General features: G+C 71.5%; 16 protein-coding genes. 7 read left to right on the top strand and 9 right to left on the bottom strand.

Features of this window, described 5'->3' with window-relative positions:
• Positions 1 to 98 precede the first annotated feature (98 nt).
• From P1V51_02570 to P1V51_02550, 5 genes are read left to right on the top strand one after another with little or no spacing between them, the layout of a single operon-like run.
• Positions 99 to 668 (top strand): PDZ domain-containing protein, encoded by a 570-nt coding sequence (locus P1V51_02570; protein ID MDF1561898.1) that lies wholly within the window; start codon positions 99 to 101, stop codon positions 666 to 668.
• Positions 669 to 726: 58 nt separating this feature from the next.
• Entirely contained in the window at positions 727 to 879 is a 153-nt protein-coding gene (locus P1V51_02565) for a hypothetical protein (GenBank protein MDF1561897.1), read from the top strand.
• On the top strand, positions 876 to 1,778 hold the full coding sequence (locus P1V51_02560; protein ID MDF1561896.1) for a UbiA family prenyltransferase: 903 nt from the start codon (positions 876 to 878) through the stop codon (positions 1,776 to 1,778). Before P1V51_02565 ends, P1V51_02560 begins: the two co-directional genes overlap by 4 nt.
• On the top strand, positions 1,778 to 2,596 hold the full coding sequence (locus P1V51_02555) for a carotenoid biosynthesis protein (protein MDF1561895.1): 819 nt from the start codon (positions 1,778 to 1,780) through the stop codon (positions 2,594 to 2,596). Before P1V51_02560 ends, P1V51_02555 begins: the two co-directional genes overlap by 1 nt.
• Positions 2,596 to 3,432 (top strand): zinc-dependent peptidase, encoded by an 837-nt coding sequence (locus P1V51_02550; protein MDF1561894.1) that lies wholly within the window; start codon positions 2,596 to 2,598, stop codon positions 3,430 to 3,432. The genes P1V51_02555 and P1V51_02550 overlap by 1 nt, the downstream gene beginning before the upstream one ends.
• 7 nt (positions 3,433 to 3,439) lie before the next feature.
• Here P1V51_02550 and P1V51_02545 read toward each other — a convergent pair whose 3' ends face one another.
• Positions 3,440 to 5,920 (bottom strand): hypothetical protein, encoded by a 2,481-nt coding sequence (locus P1V51_02545; protein MDF1561893.1) that lies wholly within the window; start codon positions 5,918 to 5,920, stop codon positions 3,440 to 3,442.
• Between the two features lie 84 nt (positions 5,921 to 6,004).
• On the opposite strand from P1V51_02545, the gene P1V51_02540 reads away from it, so the two are divergent.
• Positions 6,005 to 6,544: an inorganic diphosphatase gene (locus P1V51_02540; GenBank protein MDF1561892.1), complete on the top strand. Its 540-nt coding sequence runs from the start codon at positions 6,005 to 6,007 to the stop codon at positions 6,542 to 6,544.
• On the opposite strand, the gene P1V51_02535 is transcribed toward P1V51_02540, so the two are convergent.
• The 8 genes from P1V51_02535 to boxC all read right to left on the bottom strand — a co-directional run bounded on the left by P1V51_02535 (position 6,541) and on the right by boxC (position 13,575).
• Positions 6,541 to 7,764, bottom strand: a complete 1,224-nt coding sequence (locus tag P1V51_02535) for a hypothetical protein (protein ID MDF1561891.1) — start codon at positions 7,762 to 7,764, stop codon at positions 6,541 to 6,543. The two genes, P1V51_02540 and P1V51_02535, sit on opposite strands and share 4 nt — an antisense overlap.
• 100 nt (positions 7,765 to 7,864) lie before the next feature.
• On the bottom strand, positions 7,865 to 8,458 hold the full coding sequence (locus tag P1V51_02530) for a hypothetical protein (protein ID MDF1561890.1): 594 nt from the start codon (positions 8,456 to 8,458) through the stop codon (positions 7,865 to 7,867).
• Between the two features lie 61 nt (positions 8,459 to 8,519).
• On the bottom strand, positions 8,520 to 8,885 hold the full coding sequence (locus P1V51_02525) for a hypothetical protein (protein MDF1561889.1): 366 nt from the start codon (positions 8,883 to 8,885) through the stop codon (positions 8,520 to 8,522).
• 142 nt (positions 8,886 to 9,027) lie between these two features.
• Positions 9,028 to 9,780 (bottom strand): SDR family NAD(P)-dependent oxidoreductase, encoded by a 753-nt coding sequence (locus tag P1V51_02520; protein ID MDF1561888.1) that lies wholly within the window; start codon positions 9,778 to 9,780, stop codon positions 9,028 to 9,030.
• A 45-nt stretch (positions 9,781 to 9,825) separates the two neighbouring features.
• A complete protein-coding gene (gene grxD, locus P1V51_02515) occupies positions 9,826 to 10,155 on the bottom strand; it encodes a Grx4 family monothiol glutaredoxin (protein MDF1561887.1) in 330 nt (109 codons plus the stop codon).
• A gap of 16 nt (positions 10,156 to 10,171) precedes the next feature.
• Positions 10,172 to 10,432: a BolA/IbaG family iron-sulfur metabolism protein gene (locus P1V51_02510; protein ID MDF1561886.1), complete on the bottom strand. Its 261-nt coding sequence runs from the start codon at positions 10,430 to 10,432 to the stop codon at positions 10,172 to 10,174.
• Positions 10,433 to 10,482: 50 nt separating this feature from the next.
• Positions 10,483 to 11,898 carry a benzoyl-CoA 2,3-epoxidase subunit BoxB gene (gene boxB / locus P1V51_02505; GenBank protein ID MDF1561885.1) on the bottom strand — a complete coding sequence of 472 codons (1,416 nt, stop codon included), beginning with the start codon at positions 11,896 to 11,898 and terminating at the stop codon, positions 10,483 to 10,485.
• A 24-nt stretch (positions 11,899 to 11,922) separates the two neighbouring features.
• Positions 11,923 to 13,575: a 2,3-epoxybenzoyl-CoA dihydrolase gene (gene boxC / locus P1V51_02500; GenBank protein ID MDF1561884.1), complete on the bottom strand. Its 1,653-nt coding sequence runs from the start codon at positions 13,573 to 13,575 to the stop codon at positions 11,923 to 11,925.
• Positions 13,576 to 13,658: 83 nt separating this feature from the next.
• Here boxC and P1V51_02495 point away from each other — a divergent pair, with 83 nt between their 5' ends.
• Positions 13,659 to 14,408, top strand: a complete 750-nt coding sequence (locus tag P1V51_02495; protein ID MDF1561883.1) for a shikimate kinase — start codon at positions 13,659 to 13,661, stop codon at positions 14,406 to 14,408.
• Positions 14,409 to 14,411 lie beyond the last annotated feature (3 nt).

Genomic DNA, 14,411 nt, shown 5'->3' with positions numbered 1-14,411 from the left:
AAAGCGGGCCCTCCAGGGTTGGAGGCACCATGGCAAGACCGACCCCTCTCCGGAGAGGGCTCCGCTGGAGTGTCTGGGCGCTCCTCGGGGCCGGAGTGATGACCGGCTGGCTGACGATGGTGGCCGCCCTGGCCCCGCACTCCTGCCCGGCCCCACCACCCCCGGCGCAGGCCCGGCTGGTCTTCGCCGGGCAGGAGCAGCCGCCGGTCCGGGTGAAGGTCGTCACCGTGGCGCCATACGCGAGAGCCAGGGAACACAAGAAGGTGGCCGAGGATCCCTTCGTCGCCTATCCCGAGCAACGCGATCGATACGAGGGCTGCCTTCCCGTGCGGGACATGATCACTCCCCTCGGTCCGCGACGGTGGGGCGTCTGGCCCGGAACAGAGGGATGCCCGCTCATCCGCGACTCGGGCCTCGCCGCCCACCCGAGGATCGTCCCCTCCTTCGTGAACGGCGTCGCCGAGGGCTTCAAGGTGTTTCCTGGTCCAGACACCCTCCTCGGCTCCGCCGGATTCCGGCCCGGTGACGTCATCCTGAAGGTGAACGGCCGCTCGATCACGAGCCCCGACGCCGCCCTCGAGGTCTACCAGTCGCTGACCCTCCCGGTGCAGGTCGAGCTGCGCCGCCGCGGCGAGATCATCACCCACACCTACGAGCGGCTCGACTGACGCACCTTCAGCCGCGAGCCGCGGCTGACCCACGGGCTCTCGGGTACACTCGTACCCCGTGGCTCCCCCCGCTCCCCTGCCTGCCGCCCGCATCGCCGAGGCCGCCCGCCTCCTCGCCCGCGCCAACCTCGACGAGGTCCGGGTGCCCGGAACCGGCGTCACGGACTGGGCGATGGTGCGCCCAGCGGATATGACGCCGGGAGCACCATGACGCAGACCCGCACCGCTGGCTGGCTCTCGACCCTCGCCTCGATCAGCCGCCTGCACATCGTCGCCATCGCCGCCCTGGGCACCCTGACCTTCGGCTGGATCTTCACCGGCGCCCGGCCCTGGGGGCTGGCGGCGGTGGTGGCCCTCGACTGGTTCGTCGTCAACCTGCTCAACCGCGTGGTCGATCTCGAGGAGGACACCACCAACCGGATCGTCGGCACCGCCTTCGTCGCCCGCCACAAGCGGGGCGTCCTCGTGGTCGGCCTCGGCGCGATGGCGCTCTCCTTCCCGCTCTTCCATCTGCTCTGGCCGGCCATCACGCCCTGGCGGATCGGCTACCACCTCCTCGGGACGGCCTACAACTGGCCGCTCCTGCCGTGGGTCGGCCGGATCAAGACCCTCTACTTCTGGAAGAACACCGCCTCGGCCGTCGGCTTCCTCATCACCGTCTTCATCTACCCGCTGGTGGTCGCCGCCGACGAGGGGGTCGCGCTCGCGGACGGGATCACCTGGCCGATCATCGGCTGGACCGTGGCCTTCTTCCTCCTCTTCGAGCTCTCCTACGAGGTGGTCTACGACCTGCGCGACGCCGAGGGGGATCGCGCCGCCGGGGTCCACTCCTACGCGGCCGTCCACGGGGAGCGGACGGCCGGCACCATCGCCAACGGCCTGATGCTGGCCTCGGTGGTCGTCGCCGTCATCGGCTGGACGGTCGGGCCGCTGCCCTGGCGTATCTTCATCATGGTGGCCGCGCCCCTGATGCAGCTCTTCCTGGTCCGCCGCTTCCGCCGCGCGGGCCTCAGCTCGGCGCACTGCATCGGCCTGACCTGGCTGGGGGCCGGGCTCCTCGCCACCTATCACCTCTGGGTCGAGCTCGGCCTGCCGGGGGTGGACCTCTGATGCTCGCCCTCGTCTGCTTGCTCATCGTGGCGGGCTGGTTCGCCGTGCGCCTGCTCTGGAGCGACGCCCGGGCGCGCCTTCTGGGCGAGGCCGCGACCGTCTCCTTCCTGGCCTGGGCCGGCGAGCAGAGCTGCATCTCCTGGTACGGCTTCTACGCCTACGACCCCGCGCGCTGGTGGGTGATGGTCGGCAGCGTGCCGCTGACGGTCCTGCTGATCTGGCCGGTGGTGGTCATCTCCGCCCGCGACGTGGTGCGCGTCTGGCTGGGCGAGCGGTCCCTGCCCGTCGCCGGGCTCACCCTCGCGGTGGTGATCACCGACGCGGCCTTCGTCGAGGCCTCCGCCGTCCACGCCGGCCTCTGGTCCTGGACGGTCCCCGGCGTCTTCGGGGTGCCGGTCATCGGCATCCTGGGCTGGGGACTCTACGGCGGCCTGGTCGCCGCCGCCCTCGAGCAGGTGGGCCGACGTCGCCACGGCTGGCTGGCGCTCCTCGCGGTCCTGCCGGCCCTGCACCTGGCGCTGCTCGCCCTCTGGTGGGGTGGGCTGCGCTGGCTCTCGGTGCCCGTCGGCGACGCCGTGGCGGCGGCCGCGGCGCTGGTGATCGGTGGGGCCGGCCTGCTCGCCGCGCTGCGCCTCGGCGGGCCGGTGCCGATCCGGCTGGTCACCTTGCGCCTGCCGGGCGCGATCTTCTTCGTGGGTCTGCTCGCCCTCTACCCGCCGTCGACCCCGCTGGTCGTCTGGCTGCTGGCGCTCTCCCTGCCCTGGCTGGCGATGTGCCTGCGCGGCCGGCGCGCGCCGCTCTCCCTGCCGATCGGCTGATGTTCGGCCTCTACCGCCGCTGGAGACGCGCTCGCCTGCGGGGACGGCCCCTCCCCGCGGAGTGGCTGGTCTACCTGCAGGCCGACGTCCCCTTCTTCTCGTTGCTCGAGGGCGAGCTGCGGGAGCGCTTCCTCTCGGACCTCCAGGTCTTCGTCCTCGAGAAGCACGAGCGCTTCTACGGCGCGAGCGGGCTGGAGCTCGGCGACCGGCACCGGGTCGTGATCTCGGCCGCCGCCGTGCGGCTCACCCTGCACCTCGGCCTCGAGCACCTCGACCGGGTGAAGGAGATCGTCGTCTACCCCCATGCGTACCGTCACCCCGGGCGAGAGGGTGGGATCCTGGGCGAGGTGCACACCTTCGGGACCATCGTGCTCTCCTGGCCGTCGGTCCTCTCCGGCCTGAAGAACCTGAAGGACGGCCACGACACGGCCACCCACGAGTTCGCCCACGCCATCGATCTGCTCGACGGCAGCTTCGACGGCATCCCGGAGCTGCGAGCCCGCGAGGACTACGTCGCCTTCCTGCCGGTGATGCACGAGCACTTCGAGAGGCTGCGGGCCGAGAACCCGCAGGTGCGCAAGGTGCTGCGCCCCTACGGCGCCACCAACGCCGCCGAGTTCTTCGCCGTGGCCACCGAGGCCTTCTTCGAGAAGCCCCGGCAGATGCAGAAGCGCACCCCGGAGCTCTACGGCGTCATGCAGGCCTTCTACGGCTTCGACCCCGCCAGCGACGATCTCGACGGCGTCCCCAGCGGCCGCAAGGTCGGGCGCAACGACCTCTGCCCCTGCGGCTCGGGCCAGAAGTACAAGAGGTGCTGCCTGCCGCGCTTGCGCTGAAGCCGCCCTACTCGGCGTGCAGGCTGCTCTCGCCCTCGGCGTCGAGGCCGGCCCCGTACTCGGAGGGCAGGTCGTTGCGGGCGTGACCCCAGGTGCCGCCCTCGGAGGGCGTGGGGAAGGTGCTCGCCGGGTAGTCGTAGGTGTCGCTGCCGCCGGCGTCGATCATCACCCCGATGCTCACGGCGTCGGGGCGGTCGGCGAGGCACTCGGAGCTGACGTTGCCCATGCCACTCGAGTAGTCGGAGAAGGCCAGGTAGCGGTCGTCACCGGCGTTGTCGACGAAGAGGCCCACGCCGTTGCAGTTGCTGGAGCCCACCGCCAGGGTGCCGATGTTGTACTCGTCGGCCCCGCCCTCGGAGAGGAGCACGCCCACGCTGTAGTCGTGGCCCGAGCCGAGGCTCATGTTCCGGGTGCGGCGGGTCGCGTCGAAGAGGTCGTCGCCCGTGCCGCCGTCGGTGAGGATGCCGATGGCGTAGTGGGCGGCGGCGCCCTGCACGTACCAGTAGGCGTCGTAGACGTCGGCGCCGTCGGCGTCGGCCAGCAGCCCGGTGCCCTGCCAGTAGCCCGTGCCCTGCGCGAAGACCGAGGCCTCGTAGGTGTCGTCGCCGCCGAGGTCGCGCAGGACCCCCAGGCCCCCGGACCAGAAGGTGCGGTTCGCGTCGCCGCGGCGGCCGAAGCCCGCGCCCTGGCAGAAGGAGGAGTTGCCGTTCGAGCCGAGCTGCGCGGAGTAGTAGAGGGGCAGCCCGCCCTGGTTGGGGTCGCCGTGGTCGCAGCGGTAGTCGTCGTTGCCGCCGCCGTCGACGAGGAGGCCGGCGCCCGCCGAGTAGCCGTAGCCCTGGGCGAAGGCGAACGCGTGGCGCAGATCGTCGCCCTCGCCGGCGTCGATGGAGAGGCCGATGCCGAACTGCGCCGAGCCCTGGACGCCGACCTCGCCCACGTAGGTGTCGCTGCCCCCGGCGTCGTAGAGGACGCCCACCCCCTGGTGGGCGTAGCCCTGGGAGGCACGCAGGGAGGCATAGGTGTCGCCCTCGGGGCCGAGGTCGAAGAGCATCCCGATGCCGTTGCGGCCGGCACCCTGGCGGGAGAGCTCCGAGCGGCTCACCGGGCCGATGTTGGGATCGTCGGCGCGGTAGCGGCCGTGCTCGTCCGCCGGCGGCAGCCGCGGCTGGTCGTGGGGGGTCGCCCGCACCTCGTAGTGGTAGGTGTCGGCGCCGCCCAGATCGATGGCGAGGGCCACCGGGTTATCGCCCGAGCGGTTGGCGCCCACCTCTCCCAGGTACTCGTCGTCACCGCCGAGATCGAGCTGGAGGAGGGTCGGCTCGTCCTGCGGCGGGTGCACGTCCGCCTCGCCGCCGCTGATCCGCACCCAGCCGAAGGGGGTGCGCAGCTGGTAGGCCACCCCCGGGCGGTCGCGGAAGGGGGTCCAGTCGGCGCTCTCGACGGCGTGCGCGATCCGCGCCGCGGCCAGGTAGAGCTCGGCCCTCCCCGTCTCGCCCAGGAGGTAGGCGCGATCGTCGGCGTCGGTGGAATCCGGGCTCTCGCCGACGAAGCCGATGAGGTTGATGTGCCCGCCGTTCTCGAACCACCACTGCGGGCCCCGGGCGCTGGTCTCGTCGAGGGAGAGGCGGGCGGCGATGCCGTCGGCCATCGCCCAGAGGATGGGCGCCAGGGCCTCGCCGAGGTCGGGGGGCAGCTCGCCCTCCCCCGGGAACCAGCACGGCTCCCCGGCCAGGGCGCAGATCGCCTCCAGGGCCTCGATCGGATCGCCGCCGGCCACCCGGCCGTCCACCGGCAGCCCGGCGGGCACCGGCCGATCGAGGAGCCCCGCGGCCTGCCGGATCGCCGCCGAGACCGGGTGGCGCCCGGCGAGGTGGTGATCCAGGGGCCGGACCAGCTCGCCGGCGAAGCAGCCCGCCCGGGCCGGCGCCTCCCGCAGGGCGAGGAACCAGGAGAGGAGGAAGGGATCGTCCAGCCAGCCCCCGGACCAGTAGCCGGAGGAGGCGAGATCGAGCTCGTCGAAGCCGAAGGTGGAGAGGTCGAGGCCGGCCAGGGCGAGGGCCTGCTCCAGGAGGGGCGCGGCGGTGTCCACCGGACACGGGAGCGGCTCGGGCCCGGCCTCCCAGTCGAGGGGCGAAAGGCCCACCGCGGAGAGCGCGACCTCCAGGGGAGGCTGAGCCTCTCCGTCGAGGCGGTGGCGGACGGTGAGGACGCCGCTCGCGGGCCCCGCGGCCTCGGGCGTGAAGATCACCCGGACCTGCCCCCCGCCGTCGATGCGAGCCTCGAAGGGCGAGCTCACCTCCAGGGTCTCCAGACGCAGGCGAACCTTCTCGTCGGGCGGCTCGAGGAAGCAGTCGACCCGCACCTCGACGGAGCTGCCCACCACGGCCTCCATCGAGGGCGGCAAGCACTCCAGGAGGCTGGGCTCCCCGCAGGCGGAGAGCAGGAGGAGAGGGAGGAGAGTCAGGAGCCCCGGCGCGCGCTGAACCATGACCCAGGAACTACTCACTCCCCTCCCGGCCTGACAATGGCTGGCGTATTCTCTGCTCTCGCCCCCGCCGAAGAGGAGGAGCCGATGCACGCCTGGCACGACATCGTGGTCGAGAAGTCCCGCGTCCCCGAGCGCTTTCCCGTGGTCGTCGAGGTCCCCCGGGGCTCCCGGGTGAAGTACGAGCTCGACAAGGAGACCGGCTTCCTCCGGGTCGATCGGGTCCTCTACAGCGCCGTCTTCTACCCGGCGAACTACGGCTTCATCCCCCGCTCCTGGTGCGAGGACGGCGACCCCCTGGACGTGCTGGTGCTGATGCAGGAGCCCATCCAGCCCCTCTCGATCATCGACGCCAAGGCCATCGGCATGATGGAGATGCGCGACGACCAGGGCCTCGACACCAAGATCATCGCCGTGGCCGTGGACGATCCGGCGGTGAACCACTACGGCCACTGCGATCAGCTCCCGGGGCACACCCTCAAGGAGATCAAGCGCTTCTTCCAGGACTACAAGATCCTGGAGAACAAGGAGGTCGTCGTCGACGACTTCCGCGGCCCGGTCGAGGCCGTCGACGAGGTCCGCCGCTGCCTCGACCTCTACGCCGGGAAGTACCCCGCCGGCGCCTAGGGCGCGTTCCCCCTGCCCAGCCCGCCGAGTCCGAGGGCGTTGTTCACCTGCAGGCCCTGCCCCGGGTCGAAGACGTTACTCAGCGCGCCGGAGGAGGAGCCGCCCAGCAGGTTCTGCAGCTGCCTCGCCGGCTGCGGTGCCCGCGTGGCGACCGCGTCCAGATCGGTGTGGCTGCGGTGCACCCAGGCCTTCACCTCGGTGTCGGTGGTCTCGTAGTAGCCGTGCTCCGGCGTGCGCCGGTAGTCGACCCGCGTGCGGGAGGTCGGCGTCTGCTGCTCGGCCTCACCGCCGGGCACCACCAGGAAGCGCGCCACCTGCGCCGGGGTAGGCGCCGGCGCCTTCGCCTTCGCGTCCCGCTCGGCCACCGCCTCGATGACGGCCACGTCGAGGAGCTTGGGCCAGAGCTTCAGGAAGAGCTTGCGGCTGCCGTAGACCTCGGCCCCCACCAGCTCACCGTTCACCGCCCAGACCAGGCCGACGGCGTCCTCGACCTTCGCGGGGAGGCCGGAGAGCTCCTCCCGGTAGGCGCCCTGCACCTCCTTGATGGCCTCGTGATCGAGGGCGAGCTCGTAGCTGCTCGCCGAGCGGGCGTCGTCGACCTGCACGGCCAGGTTCTCGGAGAGCTTCTGCTTGGTGGCCTCCACGTTCTGCCAGACCGCGCCCTGGGTCTTGGAATGGTTCACCGCGCCCCGCAGGCCCTTGGAGGCGACCATCTTGGTGCTGGTGGCGAAGGAGTCGGAGCGCTCCCCGCCTCGCTGCGACCAGCGCCCCTGCTCGACGCAGAAGCTGGGCAGGGCGATCCCCTCGGGGCTCGGCGGCACGATGAGGTCCACCCCGACGGTGCGGTCCTGGCGGCCGCCGCGGATGACCTCCCCGGCCTGGATGAAGAGGGGACGCCCGGCGCGGTTCTTCACCTTCAGCTCGTTGACGTCCCCGGTCTCCTCCACCGCGACCTGCCCGGCCTCGAGGCCCTCGCTCAGGGTGAGGTAGTCGACGGGGTCCGCAGGGTGATCGGGTCCGGCGCGCACCAGGTAGAGCGCGAGGTTCTCGTGGACGAAGGGGCCGGCGAGGCCGGCCAGCGCCGGCTCCGGGAGGGGCGCCTCGCGGGCCGCGCCCGACGGCGAGGGAGCGAGGGGCTCCACGGGGACGGGTCCCCGGGACATGAAGGCCATCAGGCCGGCGGCGGCGGCCAGGGAGAGGAAGGCGGCAGGTCGTAGCATCGCGAGCACCTCGATCGAGAGAGGGTGAAGGCTTCTCGAGTCGAGGCTAGCGAGCGGCCAGCCTGCAGGCTGTCACGGGCAGGTAACGGCGGGCCGCGGACTACCAGGCGTCGCGCCAGTCGTGGACGGCGGTGAGGCGGCGGGCGTCGTCGGCGTCGAGCTCGAGCTCGATCAGGCCCTGGGCGTCGTCGATGGTGCTGTAGAAGAGCCGGTCGCCGTCGATGCGCAGCTCGACGATGGCGCGGCCGTCGATGGCCACCAGGCTGTTCCAGTCGCCCTGCCCGTGGCCCTCGTAGACCTCGAGGGTTCCGAGCTCGTTGCTGTCCGCCCAGAGCAGGGGGATGAAGGGCTCGGAGGTCACCAGCTCGGCGGGAAAGAAGATGTTGAAGACGCCGGGATCGGAGCGGTCGCCGGCGGTGCCCGCCACCATCACCTCGTGGGAGCCGGCCCGGCTGTAGGCGTCGAGGTAGCCGTCGTTGACGACGCTGGGATAGCTGGCCGTCAGGTCGCCCCGGGCGAAGAGCCCGAAGTGGATCATCCCCTTGTTGTCCGAGGGGCGGGGCGAGGTGGCGAAGGTCCCCTCGAGGGTGAAGGAGGCGTCGTTGCCGCCCCCTCCCCCGCCGCCACCCTCACCGCAGGCGAAGAGGAGAGGCAGAGCGAGGGCGAGCGCGAGACAGCGCACGGTGCGAGTCATGGTGCTGATCCTGGGTACGGGTTGGGAGCAAGCGGTCCCCCCGACCCTAGCACGCGCCCGGCTACTCGGCCGTGAAGTCGACGAAGACCCGCTCGCCCTCGCCGCGCTCCAACCAGACCTGGTAGTCCGCCCCGGCCGTGAGCACCGGCTCCGGGCTGCCAGTGTAGGCCTGGGTCAGCTCGGTGGCGCCGGAGGGCACCGTGCCGTGGGTCACCGGCGAGGCGATCTCGTCGCCGCTGGCGCCGATGGCCCAGATGGTGGTGCCGCTCTCCAGGGTGCCCCGGATCACGGTGAGCTGGCGCACGGGACCCGAGTCCCAGGTGTAGGTCGGCGTCGTGCCCGACCCGACGGTGATCTCCGGGCTGCCGCCACAGGAGACACAGAGCAGCGCAACGGCGAACAGGCCGATCATCGAGAGCGTCTTCATGGAATTCCCTCCTACCTGACCGATATCATAGGCACATGGAAGCAGCGCGCGCAGGCGGCGCACAGCCGGCGGAGCGCAGCGGTCCCGGGAGGGACCGAGGTTGAGTTGGGGGGTCCGGGGGGAGCGGAGCGCCCCCCGGATCTCACGACACCTGCTCGGTGGGGCGCATCAGGATGTCGTGGACGCTCCAGTGCGCGGGCCGCGTGACCTGCCACCAGATGGCCTCGGCGACGTCGTCGGGGGTGAGGCAGGGGTAGCGGTCGTAGGTCTTGCGGGCGGCCTCTTCCGAGCGGTGGTAGAGGGCGGCGAACTCGGTCTCGACGAAGCCGGGGCTGACGGCGCCGACGCGGATCTTGCTGCCGGCCTCGCGCAGCTCCTGGCGCAGCCCCTCGGTCAGGGCGAAGACGGCGTGCTTGGTCGCCGAGTAGACCCCGGAGCCCTGGGCGACCCGGTGGCCGGACATGGAGGAGACATGGACGATGAAGCCGTCGTCGAGCCCCCGGCGGCGCAGGTCCGCGATGCACTCGCGGGTGCAGACGCAGAGGGCCAGCACGTTCAGCTCGAGCATGTCGCGCCAGGCCTCGGTCTCGCCGGAGGAGAGCGGGGCGTGGTGCCCCAGCCCCGCGTTGTTCACGAGCAGATCGACGCCGCCGAAGACCTCCCGGGCCCGCTCGAAGGCGCCGAGGATCTCGGCCTCGACCCGCAGATCGGCCCGCACCGGGAGCAGGGCCTCGCCCAGCTCCTCGCGGAGCGCGACCAGGCGCTCCTCGCGCCGGGCGACGGCCACCACGTTCAGGCCCTCGGCCACCAGCCGGCGGACGACCGCCGCGCCGATGCCCGCCGAGGCCCCGGTCACCAGGGCCGTGCGGCCCCGCCAGTCGAAGTGCTCGCTCATGGCCCCCTCGCTACCACAGCTCGGGGGCCAGCGTCGTCGGGGCGATCAGGCCGCCGGCGAGTTGGCCGCGGCGATCTTCTCCTGCAGCTCGCCCTTCTCGTAGAGCTCGCGGACGATGTCCGAGCCGCCGAGGAACTCACCCCCCACGTAGACCTGGGGGATGGTGGGCCAGCCGCTGAAGTCCTTGATGCCCTGGCGCACCTCGGGGTCCTGCAGGACGTCGACGGCCACCGGGTTGGGGGCGCCGGCGCGCTTGAGGACCTCGACCGCGGTGGCCGAGAAGCCGCACTGGGGCAGCATCGGGGAGCCCTTCATGAAGATCACGACGGGTCCGCTCGCGATGGTCTCCTGGATACGGGTCTTGATGTCGGACATCTTCTCTCTCCTTGGATTACTCGGCCTCGGCCGCGACCGCCGCCTCGAACTCCTCGGGCAGGCAGGTCTTGAGCATCAGGGCGTGGATCTCTCCCCCGACCTTGCCGCCGAGGGCGCCGTAGACCATCTGGTGCTGCTGGATCAGCCCCTTCTCGGCGAAGCCGGCGTAGCCCACCACCGCGTGGTAGTGGTCGCCGGTGCCGGTGAGGTCACGGACCTCTACCTGCGCGCCGGAGAGGGCCTGCTCGATGGACTCGCGGATCTCGTCGGGGGTCATGGTCTGGAAATATGGACCGCCGGTCGGCGGGCGCTAGCGGATCGTGGGCCTCAGGCCCGGACGTACTCGAAGTCCTCGGCCTGGCCGTTGATGCCCTTGGAGGGCGGCGCGATCCAGGCGGCCATCTTGCCCGGCTCGAGGACGGCCTTCTCCTGCAGGCCGGAGATGTAGGCCTTGTCCTCGGCGGTGGGCAGCCACTCGCTGCGCCGCGCCGCCCAGGTCTCCGCGTCGATCCGCTCGCCCTCGGGGGTGAAGTGGAAGCCGGCGTAGACGCCGATCTCGCGGTTGAAGCGGCGGTCCGGGAGGGCGAAGCGGAAGTCCATGCCCTCCTTCTCCAGGATCTTGTTCCAGCGATCGACGCCCTTCTGGCAGTCCTCGATGTAGCCGTCGCGGACGTACTCGTTCATGCAGAGGCGCAGGGCGGTCTCCTCGGAGACCAGCTCGCCGCCCTGGAGCACGTCCATCGCGCGGAAGCCCGCGAGGGCCACGTGGTCGTCGTAGTTCTTCTCGTGGGCGCGGCCCTTGAGCCCCGCCGCGAAGTAGTTGGCGGCGTTGGTGCTGACCTCGCCCCCGAAGAGGTCGACCGAGCGGGTGAACCAGAAGTTGAGGTGCTTCTGGATCGTCGGCAGGTCGATGCCGCCGTGGGCCCGTACGTCCTCGGTCTTGTGCTCCTTCATGATCTCGATGGCCCGCCGGACGACCCGGCCGATGCCGGTGTCACCCACGAACATGTGGTGGGCCTCCTCGGTGAGCATGAAGCGGCAGGTGCGGGAGAGCGGGTCGAAGGCGCTCTCGGCCAGGCAGAGCAGCTGATACTTGCCGTCCCGGTCGGTGAACATCGTGAACATGAAGAAGTCGAGCCAGTCGGTGATGGGCTCGTTGAAGGCGCCGAGGATCCGCGGCCGATCGGCGTCGCCGCTGCGGCGGTCGAGGAGCGCCTCGGCCTCCTCCCGGCCGTCGCGGCCGAAGTAGGTGTGGAGGAGGTAGACCATCGCCCAGAGGTGGCGACCCTCCTCGACGTTCACCTGGAAGAGGTTGCGCAGGTCGTAGAGGGAGGGGCAGCGCTGGCCGAGGAGGCGCTGCTGCTCGACGCTGGCCGGCTCGGTGTCTCCCTGGGTGACGATCAGGCGCCGCAGGGCGTTGCGGTGCTCGCCCGGCACCTCCTGCCAGACCGGCTTGCCGAAGTCGTCGCCCACCGGGATGGTGCGGTCCTTCTCGGGGTCGGAGAGGAAGATGCCCCAGCGGTAGTCGGGCATCTTCACGTGGTCGAAGTGGGCCCACCCCTCCGCGCCGACGTCGATGGCGGTGCGCAGGTAGACGTCGTGGGCCTGGAAGCCCTCCGGGCCCATGTCGCTCCACCAGTCCAGGAAGCGCGGCTGCCACTTCTCCAGCGCCCGCTGCAGGCGGCGGTCACCGCCCAGGTCCACGTTGTTCGGAATCTTCGCCTCGAGATCGACCTTGCTCATCTTCGTTCTCCCCTTTTCGTTCGTTCAGACCCGCTTGAAGTCGAAGGACGGGCGCTCGCCGGCCCCGTAGAGGGTCAGGGCGCCCTTCTCTCCCACGGCGTTCGGCCGCTGGAAGATCCAGTTCTGCCAGGCGGTGAGCCGCCCGAAGATCTTGGTCTCCATGGTCTCGGCGCCTGCGAAGCGCAGGTTCGCCTCCATCCCGGTCAGGGCGTCGGGCGACATGGAGGCCCGCTCCTCGATGGCCAGGCGCACCTCGTCCTCCCAGTCGATCTCGTCCGGGGCGAAGGTGCAGAGGCCCGCCTCGAGGGCCGCCCCGGCGTCGAAGGTGCCCACCTCCAGCAGGCGCGCGGGCGCCTCGGGGGTCGCCAGGAAGCGCGAGGCGAGGCGGGTCAGGCCGTTGCCCATGGGCAGGGCGCCGCCGTTGAGGACGCCGAGGCGCAAGGAGGTGGGCGCCTCGGGATCGTCGAGCATGTAGCTGCGGTCGGCGGCGAGGACGAGCTCGGCGAAGGAGCCGGCGTAGCAGCTCTCCGGCTCGACCAGGGTGAGGATCGAGCGGGAGGTGACGTCGAGGCGCTTGAGCACCCGCTTCACCTTCTGCAGCACCTCGCGGGCCGCCCAGTGCTTCGGCGCCTCGGCCGCCAGGAAGGCGTCCCAGAGGAGCACCGCCTCGGCGTCACCGCGGGTGTGGATCACCAGGGTCCCCACCTCGGGGGTGTTGGTACGCAGGCGCAGGAGGGCGTCGTCCAGCTCGCGCCAGAAGCGCAGCACCCAGCTCTCGGAGCCCAGCGCGCGCAGCGCCTCGCCGTCCGCCGGCGGGGCCGCGTCGGGGCCCGAGAGGCGCAGGGTGGCCACCCGCGCGTCGTGATCGAGCTGCAGCTCGACGAAGCGGTACTTCAACGAGCCGGCCTCGACCGCGGGCTTCAGCGGCGTCAGCGCGATGCCCTCGCCCTCGCCGGGTCGGTCGGAGGTCGCCGCGAGGCGCTCGGCCTCGGCCGCGATCGACTCGTCCCACCTCGAGCGGGGGAAGGTGTGATCGACCAGGCCCCAGTCCACGGCCCGCTGGCCCTTCACGCCGTCGGCGTTGGAGCAGAAGACGTCGGCGAGATCCCGGCGGACCTTGCGCTTGTCGGTGACCCGGGTGAGGCCGCCGGTGCCCGGCAGCACGCCCAGCAGCGGCACCTCGGGGAGCGAGACCACGCTGGAGCCGTCGTCGACCAGGGCGATCTCGTCGCAGGCCAGGGCCAGCTCGTAGCCGCCGCCGGCGGCGATCCCGTTGAGCGCCGCGAGGGACTTGAGGCCCGAGTGCTCGGAGGCGTCCTCGAGGTAGAGGCGGGTCTCGTTGGTGAACTTGCAGAAGTTCACCTTCCAGCCGTGGGTGCTCGCCCCGAGCATCCGGATGTTGGCGCCGGCGCAGAACATCCGCTCGAGCACGCTGGTGATCACCACGACCTTCACCTCGGGGTGCTCGAAGCGCAGCCGCTCGAGGGCGTCGGCCAGCTCGATGTCGACCCCGAGGTCGTAGGAGTTGAGCTTGAGCGCGTAGCCCTCGCGGATCGGGCGGTCCTCCTGGACGGCCATCGCCAGGGTGGCGACGTTGCCCTCGATGGAGAGCCTCCAGTGGGCGTAGGCGTCGGGGTGGGTCTCGAAGACGACGTCGGGGACCGTGAGCTCGCTCATGGCCCGGAGATCTAGTCCGGGCCCCCACCCACGCAAGCACGATAGTGCTGGCCGAACGGGTAGGTCAGAACTATAGTTCCGCCATGTCGCCGATCGATGAGAAGGCCTCGTTTCTGAAGGGCCTGGGCGCCCGGGTCCGCCAGCTGCGCCGCCGCCAGGGGGTGACCCTGAAGGAGCTCGCGGGCGCCAGCGGGGTCAGCGAGCGCTACCTCTCCAGCCTCGAGGGCGGGAAGGGGAACATCTCGGTCGGGCGCCTGGCCGACGTCGCGCGGGCCCTGCGGGTGAGCGTGCGGGAGCTGATCCCCGAGCCGGGCGAGGCCGGGGGCCGGCAGATCGTCTCCCTCCTCGGGCTGCGCGGCGCGGGCAAGAGCAGCGTGGGGCAGGCGCTGGCCGACCGGATGGGCGTCCCCTTCCGGGAGCTCGACGCGCTGGTCGAGGCCGAGGCGGGCCTCTCCCTGGCGGAGATCTTCGAGTTCCACGGCGAGGACTACTACCGGCGCCTCGAGTACGACGCCCTCGATCGCTTCCTGCGGGAGGGCGGCAGCGCCGTGATCGCCACCGGCGGCGGGATCGTCACCGCCCCCGAGGCCTACGCCCTGCTCCTGCGCGAGACCACGACGGTCTGGCTGCAGGCGCGACCGGAGGATCACTGGCACCGGGTCGTGGATCAGGGCGACGAGCGGCCGATGGCCGACAACCCCCACGCCATGGCCGAGCTGCGCACCCTCCTCGATCAGCGCACGCCCCTCTACGCGCGGGCGCAGCTGACCATCCCCACCCAGGAGCGCTCGGTGGACGAGGTCGTCGCGAAGGTCGAGGCCCAGCTCGACTGACGA

This window comes from Deltaproteobacteria bacterium (assembly GCA_029210625.1).
Lineage (GTDB): Bacteria > Myxococcota > Myxococcia > SLRQ01 > SLRQ01 > JARGFU01.
This window is presented reverse-complemented; position numbering and strand designations above follow the sequence as displayed.

What these genes read in the sequence shown, in the direction of transcription:
- boxC (MDF1561884.1), bottom strand. Translation starts at nt 13,575, where the DNA reads ATGAGCGAGCTCACGGTCCCCGACGTCGTCTTCGAGACCCACCCCGAC.
- P1V51_02495 (MDF1561883.1), top strand. Translation starts at nt 13,659, where the DNA reads ATGTCGCCGATCGATGAGAAGGCCTCGTTTCTGAAGGGCCTGGGCGCC.
- P1V51_02520 (MDF1561888.1), bottom strand. Translation starts at nt 9,780, where the DNA reads ATGAGCGAGCACTTCGACTGGCGGGGCCGCACGGCCCTGGTGACCGGG.
- P1V51_02545 (MDF1561893.1), bottom strand. Translation starts at nt 5,920, where the DNA reads ATGGTTCAGCGCGCGCCGGGGCTCCTGACTCTCCTCCCTCTCCTCCTG.
- P1V51_02560 (MDF1561896.1), top strand. Translation starts at nt 876, where the DNA reads ATGACGCAGACCCGCACCGCTGGCTGGCTCTCGACCCTCGCCTCGATC.
- grxD (MDF1561887.1), bottom strand. Translation starts at nt 10,155, where the DNA reads ATGTCCGACATCAAGACCCGTATCCAGGAGACCATCGCGAGCGGACCC.
- P1V51_02570 (MDF1561898.1), top strand. Translation starts at nt 99, where the DNA reads ATGACCGGCTGGCTGACGATGGTGGCCGCCCTGGCCCCGCACTCCTGC.
- P1V51_02540 (MDF1561892.1), top strand. Translation starts at nt 6,005, where the DNA reads ATGCACGCCTGGCACGACATCGTGGTCGAGAAGTCCCGCGTCCCCGAG.
- P1V51_02535 (MDF1561891.1), bottom strand. Translation starts at nt 7,764, where the DNA reads ATGCTACGACCTGCCGCCTTCCTCTCCCTGGCCGCCGCCGCCGGCCTG.
- P1V51_02555 (MDF1561895.1), top strand. Translation starts at nt 1,778, where the DNA reads ATGCTCGCCCTCGTCTGCTTGCTCATCGTGGCGGGCTGGTTCGCCGTG.
- P1V51_02525 (MDF1561889.1), bottom strand. Translation starts at nt 8,885, where the DNA reads ATGAAGACGCTCTCGATGATCGGCCTGTTCGCCGTTGCGCTGCTCTGT.
- P1V51_02550 (MDF1561894.1), top strand. Translation starts at nt 2,596, where the DNA reads ATGTTCGGCCTCTACCGCCGCTGGAGACGCGCTCGCCTGCGGGGACGG.
- P1V51_02530 (MDF1561890.1), bottom strand. Translation starts at nt 8,458, where the DNA reads ATGACTCGCACCGTGCGCTGTCTCGCGCTCGCCCTCGCTCTGCCTCTC.
- P1V51_02510 (MDF1561886.1), bottom strand. Translation starts at nt 10,432, where the DNA reads ATGACCCCCGACGAGATCCGCGAGTCCATCGAGCAGGCCCTCTCCGGC.
- boxB (MDF1561885.1), bottom strand. Translation starts at nt 11,898, where the DNA reads ATGAGCAAGGTCGATCTCGAGGCGAAGATTCCGAACAACGTGGACCTG.